We start from the raw sequence: 14,297 nt of genomic DNA, 5'->3' as shown, positions 1-14,297 counted from the left end.
CCATGGGGGCTGTCGCCATGGGATGGCAGGGAGGCGGCGCCAGACGCCGGTCGTCGCCTCAGCCGGTCGCCGGCGCCTGCACGACCGGATCCACGGCAACGATCCGAGCGCTCATGAGCGCCTTCTTCGCACCTCCCAGGTCCTTTCTCAACGTCTCGAAGGGGTCCGGGGGCACGAGACCGGCCTCCCGCAGCGCCCTCTCGAACTCGCCGGCCCGGTCGTCGGCGGCCTGCAGATAGCCGAGCAGTTCGATCGCCTGTTCTTGCGGAGCCACCCGGAGCGGTTCGGCGCACAGGGCCCGCAGTGCGAAGTGCGCCTTGAGGAGATCCGACGTCAGATTGCCGAAGCGGCCCCAGACCCTCGGATGCTCGCTCGGGGCAACATTCGCGACGAGCCAGTCGTGCGTCCGCTGTCGCCGGTTCAGCGACTCCCGGACCGAACGGCTGTGGACCTGGAGGAGCTGACGCGTGACGTCGCTGATCTCGTACGTGGCCGATTTCCGTACCGGCAGGCGAAGGGAGTCCATGATGCCCTCGGCGTTGGCCAGCGCTTCGTCGACGTCGTCGAGGATGACCTCGTAGAGATCCAGCCCCGCCGGGAAGTCCATGCTCTCGGCCTGGCTGTGGTAGTAGGTGCTGAGCCGCCGGAGAGCGGCGCCGGTGTCGCGCTGGATGAGCCGGAGTTGTTCCACGACACCGATCCGGTGCAGCTGTTCGGTGGCCCGCTCGCCACCGGTCCTGGTGGTCGCCTTGGCGAAGCAGTATCCGGCGGCGGCGAGCAGGGAGCCGAGCACGAAGTCCGGCTGGGCGGCATAGATCTTCTTGAGGTTGCCGGACGCGATGACCGCCACCAGGACCACCACCGTCACACCGATGAACGCCCAGGCGAGCTGGCGATGGGAGAGTTGAAATGCCGGCCCGACGCGTCGCATCCGATCCCTCGCATGACGGAATGACATGGCCCAAGGCTGTGACGGAGCGTATCACCGCAATCGCGGATGTGAAGGGCCTTCGGCTCGTACCCGTCGGCACGGGTCACAGCGCGCGGTCAGTCCGCCATTCGCCAGGTCTTCCGAGGCTTGTCGTGCATCCGTCCGGGGGTGCCGGGGCGTCGCTGCCATGGGTGGGGTCCGGTGGGCGGGCGATACCCGACGCCCAGCGCGTCCAGGCGGGCATAGTGCGCCACGTTCATCCGGCGCTCGAAGTCGGCGAAGTCGCGCTCATCCGGGTGCGGCAGGTCCGACCAGGCCACTTCGGCGAAGGCGACGAGTCGGGGGAACGCCTGGTAGTCCACCCGGCCGCGGTCCTCGGCGACTTCCGTCCATAGGTTGGCCTGGGCACCGATGATGTTGGCCGCGTGCGGCGTACCGGTCAGCCGGGGCGGTACGGGCTCGAATCGGTAGACGTCCTCGAGCGTGTGCACCCACCCGACGGGTACGGGCTCCTCGGCACCGTGGGCCTGGGCATGGTCGAGGTAGACCTCCTGCTGAGGGCACATCACCACACTGTGGCCGGCCTCCGCTGCGGCGATCCCACCCCTGTACCACCGCCAGCACATGACGGCGGCCCCCTCGGCCAGGCCGCCTTCCAATATCTCGTCCCAGCCGATGAGACGCCGTCCACGCGCGGCGAGCCAGCGGCCGAAGTGACGGATCATCCAGGACTGAAGCTCGTCCTCATCCTTGAGTCCCAGTTCACGGATGCGTGCCTGGGCCGTGGGCGATTTGCGCCACTGGTCCTTGCGGCACTCGTCACCGCCGATGTGGACGAACCGGCCGGGGAAGATCGCCAGCACCTCCTCCAGGACACCCTCATAGAAACGCAGCACGGTGTCGGTAGGGGCCAGCACATTGGGATTGATGCCCCAGTCGGTCATCACCTCCAGCGCGGCGGTGTCGATGACGTCGGCGTTCCCCAGTTCGGGATAGGCGGCGATGGCCGCCTGCGAATGACCCGGCAGGTCGATCTCAGGGAGGATCGTGACATGCCGCTCCGCCGCGTACGCGACGATCTCGCGCAGGTCGTCCTGCGTGTAGAAGCCGCCGTGCGGCCGCTCGTCCCAGAGCAACGGCTCACCCCAGCCCCTGCGAGTCCGCCGCCGCCAGGCGCCGATCTCGGTCAGCCGGGGGTGTCGTTCGATCTCAACGCGCCACCCCTGGTCGTCGGTGAGATGGAGGTGCAGCACGTTCAGCTTGTGGGCGGCCAGTAGGTCGACACAGCGCAGCACATCATCCTTGGGCAGGAAGTGTCGCGCGACATCGAGCATGAACCCCCGCCACGCGAAACGTGGCGCGTCATCGATCGTCACGTACGGCACCGTGACCGGTTCTCGCGCGATGGGGGCACGGCGAAAGGCGTCCGGGCCCAGGATCTGCCGCAAGGTCTGACGGCCCCAGAAGACACCGGCCTCAGCACCGCCCACGATCTCGGCGCCGTCGGCCGACACCGTCAGCCGGTACGCCTCCGGCGCAAGTGACGGATCGACTCCGGTACGCACATTCCCATTGAACGGCCCAGAGCCTCCCGTCCACTCGAGCCGGCGGGGGGCGGGTATCAGGTTCACCTCGGTCGCCATATGCCCAGTGTCATCACAGAACGACTCACTCGCCAGGCCCGTGCCGCCCGGTATGACAAGCCCGCCATCACCGGGCGGCGATCACCTCGGTCTCCGGCCCCTAGGGAAGGCCGTCGAGGAAGCCCATGAAGTCGGCGGGCAGCGCCAAGCGGCCCCCGACGGTGCGGGTCTCCAGCAGGGTCAGGGTGCCGTTCCTGGCCCAGAACAGCTCGGGGGTGAGCGAGCCGGGCCCCTCGTCGTAGGCGTTGCGCGCGAAGGCGTGCAGCCGCTCGGCGGTGATCAGCGCGGTGTTCTTGCGGATCGCGCAGGCGGCGATCGCGCTCCGGGTGGGCGCGACGGCGAGCGCGCCGTACGGCCCCGGGTCGAGGTAGGCGTCCAGCCAGAGCAGGTGGGTCGCGGCGTAGAACGTCTGCCCCTCCAGCACGCGGATGCCGGTGTCGTCGATGACGTCGCATTCCAGGGGACCGTCGGCGCGCACGCCGTCGCGGCCGACGGCGAACAGCTCGTCGGCCGTCACCGGCCAGGTCATGGCGTCGTCGGTGACGATGGTGCGGACGGTCGTGGGGGTGTCGGCGACGATCGCCTCGATGAGCCCCGGCGCGAACGGCCGGCAGATGAGGCGGCTGGTCCGGGCCTCGGCCGGATAGACACGGGCCCGCAGCAGGCCCCGGACCAGCGGGAAGTCGCGCAGGTCGAGCGGCTCCTCGATGGCGGTGATGATGGTGCCGACGTGGTCGGCGACCAGTGCGGGCCAGTCGTCGCGGGGCACCTGCCGGGCCAGCTGCCGCAGATTGCGCATGCCGATGTGCAGGCGCTGCGGGCCGTCGAGGAGCATGGCGTCGTTCTGGACGGGACGGCAGCCGTAGCCGTGGCTCTCGGCCACGAGCACGACGAGCGAGTCGAGGGCTCGGTCGTCGCCGCCGGCCGGGGCGGGCCGGTGGTCGCGGCGTTCGAAGGTCGTCATGGTGTCTCCCCCGCGAAGGCGCCCGGAGATCCGGTCCGCCGCCCCCGGGCGTCCGGCACGCCCGGATGGAGTACGAGCGCGTCCGCGTCGAGCAGGACGGGAACGCCCAGCCGGATGGTGAGCTGCCGAGGGCCGTGCCCGACCGGCACGCCCGTGAGGATCGGCACGCCGAGCGGACCGAGGCGGTCGGCGAACACCGCGTCGAGGTCGCCGCAGCCGGTCCAGGTGCCGAGGACGACGCCGGCGACGCCGTCGAACCAGCCGGCCTGGCGGAGCTGGGTGAGCATGCGGTCCACGCGGTAGGGCGCCTCACGGACGTCCTCGAGGAACGCGATGCGTCCGGTGGCCGGCTCCGGGGCGTACGGCGTGGCGAGGAGGGAGGTCAGGAGGGAGAGGTTGCCGCCGGTCAGGACGCCGGTGGCGCGGCCTCCGCGCAGCGCGTGCGTGCCGTGGACGGGCGCTCCCCGGTCGAAGAGGCCCTTCCGCAGGTGGGCGAGCGCCTCCGGCTCGGCGTCGGCGATCAGTGAGGCGACCATCGGCCCGAACGAGGTGGCCACGCCGAGCCGCCGCCCGAAGGCCGTGTGCAGGGCGGTGATGTCACTGGATCCGTGCAGGACCTTGGGCGCCGCGCGGCGGAGCGCGGTCCAGTCGAGGTGGTCGAGGACCCGCGTGGCGCCGTAGCCGCCGCGGGCGCACAGGACGGCGGCGACCCCCGGGTCGCACCAGGCCTCCTGCAGGTCGGCCGCGCGGTCGGCGTCGGCGCCGGCGAGATACGGCAGGCCGGGAGCGGTGTCGGGGACGTGCCGGCCGAAGGTCACCTCGAGGCCGAGATCGCGCAGCACCGCGGCACCGCGCTCCAGGCGGTCGGGATCGACCGGACCGCTGGGGGCGACGACGGCGACTCGATCCCCGGCGTGAAGGGACGATGGCTGACCGCCCCCGGGGTCGCGCATCCGCCCCTCCTTGTTATGTGCTGCGTCAGAGCATGGCACCAACAACCCCCACAGCGGAAGAGGTCAGGTGTCGCGCGCCCGAGCCCTGGACGTCAGCCCGCCTCTGACAGCGTGCGGTCAGAACCTCCCCGATCGGCCCGCGGATCACGCGTTGGTAAAGCGATCATACGGCGTCCGCCACCCCTGGATGATCGTCGGCCCGACTCGTCTCCGGTCAGTCCTCCGGCGGCCCGATCGGGGAGTCGCCATGTCCGCGTTCGAGCAGGCCGTCGAGGAGTTTGCGCAGCAGTTCGGTGAGCCGGTCGCGTTCGGCGGGGCTGAGGTGACCGATCAGGTCGTCCTCGTAGCGAAGCAGCCGCTCGACGCTGCCCTCGATCAGCGCGTGCCCGGCGTCGGTGAGCTCGACGCGGAGCGTACGGCCGCCGGGGCTGCGGACGGCACGGACGGCTCCGGCGGCCTCCGCGCGCCCCACCCGCTGGCTGATCGCGCCGGCGGTGACGAGGCACAGGTCCTTCAGCCGGGCCGGCGTCATGGCGTACGGGGGGCCGGCGCGCCGCAGGGTGGACAGCAGGTCGAGGGTCGCACTGTCGATCCCGAGCCGGGTGAGGGTACGGCGCCGCTCGTCGCCGAGGATCTTCGCCGTCCGCCACACGCGGGTGATCACTCCGATCGACTCCACGGGGACGCCCGGCAGCTCGCGCAGCCAGGCGTGCTGGATCTCGTCGACGGCGTCGGACTGAGGGACGGCGCCGGTCTCAGGGACGGAAGGGCCGGGTTTGCGCTCACGCTGCACGGGGCCTAGCGTAGCCGACGTTGTTTAGGCCTAAACAAGGAGGTCGTGATGACACGGACGGCTGTGGTGACCGGCGGTGGCACCGGCATCGGCCGGGCGATCGCGGAGACGCTGGTCGAGCAGGGCCTGAACGTGACGATCACCGGACGCCGCAAGGAGGTGCTGGAGGAGACCGCGACCGCGATCGGCGCGCGTGCCGTGGCGTTCGACGCGGCGGATCCGGCGGCGGTCGAAGGGGCGCTCACCGAGCTGCCCGACCGGGTCGACGTGCTGGTCAACAACGCGGGCGGCAATGCCGCACGCCGCCGTCCCCCGGTCGCCGACGGCGATCTGGCGGGGGTGCGCGAGCTGTGGCTGGCGCAGTACGAGCAGAACGTCATCAGCGCGGTGCTCGTGACGACCGCGCTGACGCCCCGCCTCGCCGACGACGGCCGGGTCATCCTGTTCGGGTCCATCGCCGGTACGCGCGGCAGCGGCGGGTACGGCGCGGCCAAGGCGGCGGTGCACAACATGGCCGCCGACCTCGCGGCCCGGCTCGGCTCCCGGCGCATCACCGTGAACGCCGTGGCTCCCGGCCTGGTGGAGGACACCGAGTTCTTCGGCGGGACGCTGACCCAGGAGCGGCGCGAGTGGCTGATCTCCCAGGCGTTCAACGGGCGGGCCGCCACGCCGGGCGATGTGGCGGCGACGGTGGCCTTCCTGGCGTCCCCGTCGGCCGGGCACATCACCGGCCAGGTGATCCACGTCAACGGCGGGGCGCTCCTGGCCCGCTGACCGTACCGTCCGCGGGCCGTGATGCATGATCGGGGGATGCGATTCTCTGGACGTGTGGTGGCGGTGACCGGCGCGGGAGCAGGGATCGGGCAGGCCATCGCCCGGAGCTTCGGCGCGGAGGGCGCCGAGGTCCTCGTGGCCGACCTGGACGCCGCGAGCGCGGAGCGCGCGGCCCGTGAGATCCCCGGCGCGCGGGCGGTCGCCGTCGACGTCACCGACCGCGCGAGTGTCCGGGCCGCCCTGGCCGACACGCCCGTGGACGTCCTGGTCAACAACGCGGGTGGCGCGACCGACGCCGCGTTCGAGACGCTGCCCGAGGAGGCCTGGGACCGGGACGTCGACCTGTGCCTGAAGGGGACCTTCCTGTGCACGCAGGCCGTGCTGCCGGCGATGCTCCGGCGGGGCGGCGGAGCGATCGTCAACATCGCCTCGGTCAACGGCCTCGTCCACGTCGGCAACGAGGCCTACAGCGCGGCCAAGGCCGGCGTCCTCAGCCTCACCCGCAGCATCGCGGTCCGCTACGGCCCTCAAGGGATCCGCTGCAACGCCGTCGCGCCGGGCACGATCCGCACCGGCACGTGGGACGACCGCGAACGGCGCAGCCCGGGCGTCCTCGACCGGGTCGCGGGCTGGTACCCCCTGCGCCGGGTGGGCACCCCGGATGACGTCGCCGCCGCCGTGCTCTTCCTGGCCTCGGACGACGCGGCCTGGATCAGCGGGGTGACGCTGCCCGTGGACGGCGGCCTGCTGGCGGGCAACCAGCGCATGACCGACGACATCATGGGCGGCTGACCCCGCTCTGAGGGGTAGCGGTCGTCGGCGCACGGAGTCTCCGACATGGGCGCGTCAGGGGTTGAAGACGGCTCGTACGGCAGCTTCACCGCCTTCGATGTCGACGAGTTCAAGGGCGTCGTCGAGGGTGAGCGCACGGTCGTGCCCTGGCCCCGCCCCTGTTCCAGGGCACGACCGTGACCCCTGGTCCCGGCTCCGGCGAGGCTCTGTTCCACAATCGGAGGAGGAGTCCGAATCCGGCCGCCCGCCGAGGCGGGCCGCAGCAGCGGAAGGAGGCGCGCCCCGCGCCGCGGGGCGTTGGACGGCCATGACGCATCGACCGATCAGCCGGCGGGACGCGATCCGCGCGGGCGCCGGGCTCACCGCCGTGGCCCTCGGGCCGGCGTGCGGGGCCGCCGCGGACGCGCTGACGCCGGAGCAGCAGGCCGGGCAGCGGGTGATCTTCTCCTATTCCGGACCGGATGTGCCGCAGTCCCTGCTCGATCAGGTTCGGGCCGGCACAGCGGCAGGCGTGATCTTCTTCGCCGACAACGTCACCGGTCTGGATCAGATCGCCTCGGTGATCCGGCGATTGGAGGCCGCGCGGCGGGCCGGGCCGGTGCCGGCCCCGCTGCTGCTCATGACCGACCAGGAGGGCGGCCGGATACGACGGCTGCCGGGCGGCCCCCTCATGTCGCAGAAGGAGATCGGCGCGGCGTCCGATCCCCTCGCGGCCGCGAGCCGGGCCGGCGAGACCGCCGGGCGGCTGCTCGCGGGCGTCGGGATGAACGTCAACCTCGCTCCGGTACTGGACGTCCATCGCACCGAAGGCGACTTCGCCGACCGGCTGGGGCGCTCGTACAGCACGGATCCGGCCGTGTGCAGCCGACTGGGCGCCGCCTTCGTCACGGCGCAGCAGCGGGCCGGGGTCGCGGCGACCGTCAAGCACTTCCCCGGGCTCGGCACGGCCGGCGCCGGCCAGAACACCGACCTGAGACCCGTCACGCTCGACGTCTCCCGCGCCGTCCTGCAGCGCGTCGACGAGCCACCGTACGCTCCGGCGATCGCGGCCGGCGTCAAGCTCGTCATGCCGTCGTGGGCCGTGTACCCGGCGCTCGACCCGGCCCGGCCCGCCGGCCTGTCCCCGGTCGTCCTCCGTGAGCTGCGCGAGCGGTTCGGATTCCGGGGCGTGACGGTGAGCGACGCCATCAACGCCGGCGCGCTGACGGCGTTCGGCACGTACGCACAGCGGGCGGTGGCCGCCGCGCGGGCCGGGATCGACCTCATCCTGGTCTGCTCCCAGCGGGTCGCGGACGGGCAGGCGGTCGTCGCCGGCCTGGCCGGCGCGCTGCGGAACGGCCGGCTCGACCGGCACGGCTTCGACGCCGCCGGGGCGCGGGTCACGGCCCTGCGGCGCGGTCTCGGATAAGCCCCCACGACACGGCCCGGACGGCTCCGCGTTTGATCGAACGTGCCTGCGGCAAAATCCAGGTTTCGGGCACTACGATCCGATGTGTCCATCAACCGGTCGTGGGCGCGGCCGACGCATCCGGAGAGAGGCCCCCATGAGTGGCGATCAGGGCGATGACGACCTGACCGGGATGGCAGACTTATGGAACCCATGCGCACGACGCCCTCCCACATCCTCGTGGTCAACGGCACCAAGGTCCGACGCCCGGTCTTTCTCCTGGGCGCCCCCCACTCGGGCTCGGACCTGCTGGCGCGTGCGCTGCGGCGCACCGCCGCGTTCCATGTGACGATGGGACGGCCCGGCGTGGTCCGCACGGTGTACGCCTTCGCACGGCGTCCCTCGATCGCCAGTGAGCGGGGACAGGGCGCGGCACGGGTGCTGCGGGACGCGTACGCGCACAGCTGGCAGGTCACCCGGGAGGGCTGCGGAGAGTGCCCGGCGGAGTGCCGGGAGCTGGGCCGGATCGGAGCCGACGGCACGTGCGCGGATTCGCGCGGCATCCAGCGGTTCGGCGACGCCACCCCCGACCTGATCTACAGCACGGACGTGCTGCTGGACGCCTTCCCCGACGCGCAGCTGATCCAGGTGATCCGGGACGGCCGCGACGCCGTGGCCGGGATGCTCACCGACGAACGCTGCCTGGCATGGTTCCGGCCCGGGTTCGCCAACCTCGACGAGGTGTTCCCGAACCCGTTCTTCGGCGTCGAGGACGTGACCGAGCGCACCCGCTGGCCGCGCGCCGGAGTCGCGGTCAAGTGCGCGTTGCGTTGGCGGGGCTCGATCCGGCTCAGCGCCCGGCTCCGGGCCCAGACGCCGGAGGAGCAGTTGCTCACGGTCCGCTACGAGGAGCTCGTGGCCCGGCCGCGGGAGGTCGTCTCGGCCGTGTCCGACTTCCTCGGCCAGCGGATCGCCCGCACCGCGCTGTACGGCATCCACGACGGCGGTGTCGGCCGGTGGCAGGAGGAGCTGACGCCCAAGCAGATCACCCAGGTCGAGAAGGTCGCCGGGACGGAGCTCACCCGCCTGGGCTACCGGCTCAGCGACCGGTCATCGACGTCGTGACCCGCCCCCGTTCGGCATAGCGCCATCCGATCGCCAGCCCGGCCGCGCCGCAGCCGACGACGAGAGCGGTGATCCGCCGCACTCCGCGCCTGTTCTTCACCATTGCACTCAACTCCGCAGTGACGATTCGCCGCCTGCTCTCAGACTCACCCGGACGCGCGACGGCGGCGTTGCCATGAGGATGCGCTCAGGTGAAACCCGGCGGACGGGCGCCGCGGCACCGGCGGAACGCCGAACGGCCCCGGGCTCCGCGGGTCCAGGACAGGCCGGTGCCCATCCCCCGCCCGGCCTGCAGAACTCAGGACAGCGCGGCGACTGCCCTCACCCGGCAGGCGGAACCCTGGACAGGCCCGCGCCCGACCCTCGCCAAGCCGACGAAACCCGGCACGGACCGACGCCCGTCGCCAAGCCGGCGGAGCCCGGCACGGACCGACGCTCCCGCCAAGCCGAAGAACCCCAGGGCGGGCCGACGCCCACCCCTCGCCAAGCCGACGGAACCCGGCACGGACCAGCGCCCGCCTCCGCCAAGCCGCAGAACCGGGACCCGCCGCCTGCCCTCGTCAGGCCGGCGGACCTGGAACCGGTCGGCGCCAGGCGGCGGAAGCCCGGAACGGGCCCGGCGTCCCGTTCCTCGTCCGGAGGGCGGAACCCGGGACGGTCAGTCGTCGGGGCGGTCGCGCAGGACGGTGTCGTCCGACCGGTCGACGTCCTGCTCGGACCTCTGGACGCAGTGCACGGCGACGCCGCGATGTGATCGGTCGCCAGGGCCGCAGGTGTCCTCGGCCCGCGCCGGCGGACGCCGTCGATGCGGGAGCGGCAGAACCTCGCGGGTCACCCTCTCCCTGATCGCCCGCCGTCCCGTCCAGACCTCTCTGTCCCCACCGTGGACCGGCTCACGGTCCACATGGAAGCGAGCGAACCTCGTCGCCCGGTGATGGGAGAGACGCGTGTCCGGCGGCCCGGTCTCCTGGCGGCAGCCGGCCACCGCCAGCGCGGCTCCTAACGCCGCGCCCGCCACGGCGAGCGAACGTCTCATCTTCTCCCCCGATTCGTGTCCCTAGGGACTGAAGTAATGCTGCAGCCGTGTGACGCGCCCCCGGGCGTCGAACCAGAGTTCAAACATGTGCGAGCGGTCCAGCAGCGGGTGGAGCCGCCCCTGAAGTTTCAAGAGCAGCGTGTGGAACTGTTGCGGGCTCAGCCGGACGCCGCGTACCCAGTCGGTGACGCCCTCGTTGGCGATCGGGGCCGACGCCCGGATGACGGCGCCGGAGGCCAGCCGGAGCTGGACGTACTGCCCCACGTCCGCCGGGTGGACCGTCTCCGGTCCTCCGGGCTGCACCTTGCGGGCCGGGGCGAACAGCACCGCGTCCGCGGTGGGACCCGCCTCGACGAGGCCGAACACGCGGGACCGGTTCGCGTAGGCCGAACCGGGAGCCTCGGTCTCCGTGCCGGACTCCGCGCTGGGGGACGCCGGCGGCGCGTCGGGCACCGGCGGGTCGGCTCCCTCCGTCCGCGCGCCGGTCAGCAGCAGACCGCTCACGCAGGCGCCCGCCGCGACGACGGTCACCCACAGTGCTCGTGCGGTATACGCAGCGCTCACGCGGTGGATCTACCCTCATCGCCGCCGCTTACTCCCGGGAATCGGCGCGCGGCACGCGATCAGCGGTCGTGGTGCTCGGGAGGGACGGGCGTCTCCGTCTCCTGCCCTCTGCCGGCGGGCCGGGCCTGCTCCGCCCGCGGCCTCCGCGGCGCGAGCTCCCGCGCCCGCTCGTTCCCGGCGTCCCGGCCGGGGCGTTCGAGCTCCTCGGCGACGAGGCGGCCGACCTGCCGCATCAGCTCACTGATCGGCCAGAGCTCGACCGGCGGCGGGATGTGGGTACGGGCGCGGTCATCCGGCATCACCATGACCGTTCCCTTCACTCGCGGACAGGTGCTCGATGAGATCGTCTACCCGGGATCGGCGGTTGTACGCCCGCCGGTCCCGCTCCCCGGGGGCGTACGGTCGCTCAGTGCACCGCGTCGGGGATGTTCTGCCGGGCGAACTGCGTGTCGTACAGCTCGCTGTACAGGCCACCCTCGTCGAGCAGCTCCTCGTGCCGGCCCCGCTCGGCGACGCGGCCGTCGTCGATCACGAGAATCTGGTCGGCCTCGCGGATCGTCGACAGGCGGTGCGCGATGACGATCGACGTGCGCCCCGCGAGCGCGGTGCTCAGGGCCCGCTGCACGGCCGCCTCGGACTCGGAGTCCAGGTGGGCCGTCGCCTCGTCGAGCACCACGACGGACGGGGCCTTCAGCAGCAGCCGGGCGATGGCCAGGCGCTGCTTCTCCCCGCCGGAGAGCCGGTAGCCCCGATCCCCCACGACGGTGTCGAGACCGTCGGGCATGCTCGCGACGAGGTCCCAGATCTGCGCGGCCTGGAGAGCCTCGGCCAGTTGCTCGTCGGTGGCGCCGGGCCGGGCGTACTCGAGGTTCGCGCGGATCGAGTCGTGGAACAGGTGCGCGTCCTGGGTGACCATGCCGACGGTGCCGCGCAGCGACTCCAGGGTCACGTCGCGGACGTCCTGGCCGCCGATCCGTACGGCGCCCTCCGTGACGTCGTACAGCCGGGACACGAGCTGGGTGATCGTCGTCTTCCCGGCCCCCGAGGGCCCCACCAGAGCGGTCATCGTTCCGGGTTCGGCGCGGAAGCTCACCCCGTGGAGCACCTCGCGGCTCGGCGCGGTGTCGGCCCGGGCGATCGACTCCAGCGAGGCGAGGGAGACCTCGGAGGCCGCGGGATAGCTGAAGACCACGTCGTCGAACTCGATCGCCGGGGCCGCGCCGCCACCGTCCTCGGCCGACCTGGAGTCGTTCGCGGCGAGCGGGTCCGCGTCCGGCTTCTCGTCGATCATGGGCTTGAGGTCGAGCACCTCGAAGACGCGGTCGAAGCTGACCAGGGCGGTCATCACGTCGACGTGGACGTTCGACAGCGCGGTCAGCGGGCCGTACATCCGGGTCAGGAGCGTGGCCAGGGCGACCAGCGTGCCGAGCTGGAACCCGCCGTTCACGACGAGGGAGCCGCCCACGCCGTACACCATGGCGGTGGCGAGTGAGGCCACCAGGGTCAGCGCGGTGAAGAAGACCCGCCCGTACATCGCGGAGATGATGCCGATGTCGCGCACCCGCCGCGCCCGGTCGGCGAACCCCGCCGACTCCTCCTCAGGGCGGCCGTACAGCTTGGCGAGCATCGCGCCGGCGACGTTGAACCGCTCGGTCATCAGCGAGCTCATCTCCGCGTCCAGCTGCATCTGCTCCCGGCTGATCTTCTGCAGCCGCCGCCCCACCCACTTGGCTGGGAAAATGAAGATCGGCGTCAGCACCAGCGCGATCAACGTGACCTGCCAGGACAGCAGGAACATCGTGCCGAGCACGAGCAGCAGGCTGATCACGTTGGAGACGACCGACGACAGGGTCGTGGTGAGGGCGCGCTGGGCGCCGATGACGTCACTGTTGAGCCGGCTGACCAGCGAACCCGTCTGCGCCCGCATGAAGAAGGCGACCGGCATGCGCTGGACGTGGTCGAAGACCTGGGTGCGCAGGTCGTAGATGAGACCCTCGCCGATGCGCGCGGAGTACCACCGCTGGGCGAGCCCGATCAGGGCCTCGACCAGGGCCAGGCCGCCGACCGCGATGGCGAGGCCGAGGACGACGCCGCTCTTGTGCGGCACGATGCCCTTGTCGATGATCGACTTGAGCAGCAGCGGATTGGCCACGACGATCACCGCGGCGACGGCGTTCAGGGCCAGGAACAGGATGAGCTCGCGGATGTAGGGGCGGGCGTAACCGGCGATGCGCCGGACCGTCCCGGCCTTCAACCGCTCCTTGACGACGGATTTGTCGCGGCGGAACGACGCCATCATCATCCAGCCGTTGTCCGGCATGCCCACGGCGACCCTCCCGTTGGGTTCAGCACGTAATCATGTAAGCGTCCGCGACAACGTACCGGACCGGCGGTTGATTCCCACCCTCCAGAACGCCGATCGCGGCCCTCACGAACAGCCTGCGCCATTCGCGAGGGCCGCGCCATCGGCCATACGCCCGAGTGCGGCTCGGGCCGAGGACCTACGGCGCCGGTGCGCCGAGGCCGGTCACGCGCCGAGGCTGAAGGTGTCCGGGTCCGGCCCGGTGCGCTCGCCGCGGTCGAGACGCGCGATGGCGGCCAGGTCGTCGTCGCTCAGCTCGAAGTCGAAGACCTCGATGTTCTCGCGGATGCGGGACGGCGTCACCGACTTGGGGATCACCACGTTGCCGATCTGGACGTGCCAGCGCAGGACGATCTGCGCGGGGGTCCTGCCGTGCTCGGCCGCCAGCCGGGTGACGGCGTCGTCCTTGAGCAGCGTGCCGCCCTGGGCGAGCGGGCTCCAGGCCTCCGTCGCGATGCCGTGCTCGGCGTGGAACGCCCGCAGCTCCTCCTGCTGGAGGTACGGATGCAGCTCGATCTGGTTGACGGCGGGGACGACGTCCGTCTCCTCGATGAGCCGCCGCAGGTGCGGGATCTGGAAGTTCGAGACGCCGATCGCCCTGGCGCGGCCCTCGTCGTACACCTTCTCGAGGGCCTTCCAGGTCTCCACGTAGGCGTCCTTGGCCGGGAGTGGCCAGTGGACGAGGTAGAGGTCGACGTGGTCGAGGCCGAGCTTGTCCAGGCTCCGGTCGAAGGCCCGCAGCGTGCGGTCGTACCCCTGGTCGGCGTTCCACAGTTTCGTGGTGACGAACAGTTCGTCGCGGGGGATCCCGGACGAGGCGATGGCCTTGCCGACGCCCTCCTCGTTCTCGTACGCCGCCGCGGTGTCGATGCTGCGGTAGCCGACCTCGACGGCGGTGCGGACCGCCGAGACGGCCTCCTCATCGGGGATCTGCCAGACGCCGAACCCCAGCTGCGGCATCGCGGCACCGGTG

The 14,297-nt window shown here is 71.9% G+C and carries 16 protein-coding genes; 5 read left to right on the top strand and 11 right to left on the bottom strand.

The annotated features are described in order from the left end of the window. Positions 1 to 58 precede the first annotated feature (58 nt). The 5 genes from ABEA24_RS35165 to ABEA24_RS35145 form a co-directional block, all read right to left on the bottom strand. Complete coding sequence (locus ABEA24_RS35165) at positions 59 to 931, bottom strand: hypothetical protein (protein WP_345436483.1); 873 nt, start codon at positions 929 to 931, stop codon at positions 59 to 61. Positions 932 to 1,047: 116 nt separating this feature from the next. After that, positions 1,048 to 2,628 carry a beta-N-acetylhexosaminidase gene (locus ABEA24_RS35160; protein ID WP_425551279.1) on the bottom strand — a complete coding sequence of 527 codons (1,581 nt, stop codon included), beginning with the start codon at positions 2,626 to 2,628 and terminating at the stop codon, positions 1,048 to 1,050. Positions 2,629 to 2,674: 46 nt separating this feature from the next. Further along, positions 2,675 to 3,538 (bottom strand): hypothetical protein, encoded by an 864-nt coding sequence (locus ABEA24_RS35155; protein WP_345436479.1) that lies wholly within the window; start codon positions 3,536 to 3,538, stop codon positions 2,675 to 2,677. Further along, positions 3,535 to 4,491, bottom strand: a complete 957-nt coding sequence (locus ABEA24_RS35150) for a S66 peptidase family protein (protein ID WP_345436477.1) — start codon at positions 4,489 to 4,491, stop codon at positions 3,535 to 3,537. Before ABEA24_RS35150 ends, ABEA24_RS35155 begins: the two co-directional genes overlap by 4 nt. A gap of 214 nt (positions 4,492 to 4,705) precedes the next feature. Next, positions 4,706 to 5,284 carry a MarR family winged helix-turn-helix transcriptional regulator gene (locus tag ABEA24_RS35145; RefSeq protein ID WP_345436475.1) on the bottom strand — a complete coding sequence of 193 codons (579 nt, stop codon included), beginning with the start codon at positions 5,282 to 5,284 and terminating at the stop codon, positions 4,706 to 4,708. Between the two features lie 48 nt (positions 5,285 to 5,332). Between ABEA24_RS35145 and ABEA24_RS35140 the strand changes: the two genes are divergently transcribed. The 5 genes from ABEA24_RS35140 to ABEA24_RS35120 all read left to right on the top strand — a co-directional run bounded on the left by ABEA24_RS35140 (position 5,333) and on the right by ABEA24_RS35120 (position 9,362). Continuing rightward, positions 5,333 to 6,058, top strand: a complete 726-nt coding sequence (locus ABEA24_RS35140) for an SDR family NAD(P)-dependent oxidoreductase (RefSeq protein ID WP_345436473.1) — start codon at positions 5,333 to 5,335, stop codon at positions 6,056 to 6,058. A 36-nt stretch (positions 6,059 to 6,094) separates the two neighbouring features. Beyond that, positions 6,095 to 6,850 (top strand): glucose 1-dehydrogenase, encoded by a 756-nt coding sequence (locus ABEA24_RS35135; protein ID WP_345436471.1) that lies wholly within the window; start codon positions 6,095 to 6,097, stop codon positions 6,848 to 6,850. Between the two features lie 45 nt (positions 6,851 to 6,895). Next, positions 6,896 to 7,030 carry a hypothetical protein gene (locus tag ABEA24_RS35130; protein ID WP_345436469.1) on the top strand — a complete coding sequence of 45 codons (135 nt, stop codon included), beginning with the start codon at positions 6,896 to 6,898 and terminating at the stop codon, positions 7,028 to 7,030. A 127-nt stretch (positions 7,031 to 7,157) separates the two neighbouring features. After that, entirely contained in the window at positions 7,158 to 8,258 is a 1,101-nt protein-coding gene (locus tag ABEA24_RS35125; protein ID WP_345436467.1) for a glycoside hydrolase family 3 N-terminal domain-containing protein, read from the top strand. A gap of 192 nt (positions 8,259 to 8,450) precedes the next feature. Further along, complete coding sequence (locus ABEA24_RS35120; protein WP_345436465.1) at positions 8,451 to 9,362, top strand: sulfotransferase family protein; 912 nt, start codon at positions 8,451 to 8,453, stop codon at positions 9,360 to 9,362. Here the strand turns inward: ABEA24_RS35120 and ABEA24_RS35115 are convergent. From ABEA24_RS35115 to ABEA24_RS35090, 6 genes are all read right to left on the bottom strand, one after another. Further along, positions 9,337 to 9,465 carry a hypothetical protein gene (locus ABEA24_RS35115; RefSeq protein ID WP_345436463.1) on the bottom strand — a complete coding sequence of 43 codons (129 nt, stop codon included), beginning with the start codon at positions 9,463 to 9,465 and terminating at the stop codon, positions 9,337 to 9,339. The genes ABEA24_RS35120 and ABEA24_RS35115 overlap by 26 nt on opposite strands. A gap of 555 nt (positions 9,466 to 10,020) precedes the next feature. Beyond that, complete coding sequence (locus tag ABEA24_RS35110) at positions 10,021 to 10,398, bottom strand: hypothetical protein (RefSeq protein WP_345436461.1); 378 nt, start codon at positions 10,396 to 10,398, stop codon at positions 10,021 to 10,023. Between the two features lie 21 nt (positions 10,399 to 10,419). Next, positions 10,420 to 10,962, bottom strand: a complete 543-nt coding sequence (locus ABEA24_RS35105; protein WP_345436459.1) for a hypothetical protein — start codon at positions 10,960 to 10,962, stop codon at positions 10,420 to 10,422. Positions 10,963 to 11,021: 59 nt separating this feature from the next. Continuing rightward, positions 11,022 to 11,267, bottom strand: coding sequence for a hypothetical protein (locus tag ABEA24_RS35100; protein ID WP_345436457.1), 246 nt, complete (start codon positions 11,265 to 11,267; stop codon positions 11,022 to 11,024). A gap of 101 nt (positions 11,268 to 11,368) precedes the next feature. Beyond that, positions 11,369 to 13,282, bottom strand: coding sequence for an ABC transporter ATP-binding protein (locus ABEA24_RS35095; protein WP_345436892.1), 1,914 nt, complete (start codon positions 13,280 to 13,282; stop codon positions 11,369 to 11,371). Between the two features lie 207 nt (positions 13,283 to 13,489). Then, a complete protein-coding gene (locus ABEA24_RS35090; protein WP_345436890.1) occupies positions 13,490 to 14,284 on the bottom strand; it encodes an aldo/keto reductase in 795 nt (264 codons plus the stop codon). Between the last annotated feature and the right edge of the window lie 13 nt (positions 14,285 to 14,297).

Origin of the sequence: Actinoallomurus vinaceus (assembly GCF_039542055.1) — a bacterium.
GTDB classification, from domain to species: domain Bacteria; phylum Actinomycetota; class Actinomycetes; order Streptosporangiales; family Streptosporangiaceae; genus Actinoallomurus; species Actinoallomurus vinaceus.
Note: the sequence above shows the minus strand (reverse complement) of the source record. Positions and strands in the feature narration are given on the sequence as shown.

Bases quoted from the DNA above. Each gene is read 5' to 3' on its own strand.
- ABEA24_RS35125 (WP_345436467.1), top strand. From the start codon at position 7,158: ATGACGCATCGACCGATCAGCCGGCGGGACGCGATCCGCGCGGGCGCC.
- ABEA24_RS35115 (WP_345436463.1), bottom strand. From the start codon at position 9,465: ATGGTGAAGAACAGGCGCGGAGTGCGGCGGATCACCGCTCTCGTCGTC.
- ABEA24_RS35135 (WP_345436471.1), top strand. From the start codon at position 6,095: ATGCGATTCTCTGGACGTGTGGTGGCGGTGACCGGCGCGGGAGCAGGG.
- ABEA24_RS35140 (WP_345436473.1), top strand. From the start codon at position 5,333: ATGACACGGACGGCTGTGGTGACCGGCGGTGGCACCGGCATCGGCCGG.
- ABEA24_RS35165 (WP_345436483.1), bottom strand. From the start codon at position 931: ATGCGACGCGTCGGGCCGGCATTTCAACTCTCCCATCGCCAGCTCGCC.
- ABEA24_RS35155 (WP_345436479.1), bottom strand. From the start codon at position 3,538: ATGACGACCTTCGAACGCCGCGACCACCGGCCCGCCCCGGCCGGCGGC.
- ABEA24_RS35120 (WP_345436465.1), top strand. From the start codon at position 8,451: ATGCGCACGACGCCCTCCCACATCCTCGTGGTCAACGGCACCAAGGTC.
- ABEA24_RS35110 (WP_345436461.1), bottom strand. From the start codon at position 10,398: ATGAGACGTTCGCTCGCCGTGGCGGGCGCGGCGTTAGGAGCCGCGCTG.
- ABEA24_RS35150 (WP_345436477.1), bottom strand. From the start codon at position 4,491: ATGCGCGACCCCGGGGGCGGTCAGCCATCGTCCCTTCACGCCGGGGAT.
- ABEA24_RS35095 (WP_345436892.1), bottom strand. From the start codon at position 13,282: ATGCCGGACAACGGCTGGATGATGATGGCGTCGTTCCGCCGCGACAAA.
- ABEA24_RS35130 (WP_345436469.1), top strand. From the start codon at position 6,896: ATGGGCGCGTCAGGGGTTGAAGACGGCTCGTACGGCAGCTTCACCGCC.
- ABEA24_RS35090 (WP_345436890.1), bottom strand. From the start codon at position 14,284: ATGCCGCAGCTGGGGTTCGGCGTCTGGCAGATCCCCGATGAGGAGGCC.
- ABEA24_RS35100 (WP_345436457.1), bottom strand. From the start codon at position 11,267: ATGGTGATGCCGGATGACCGCGCCCGTACCCACATCCCGCCGCCGGTC.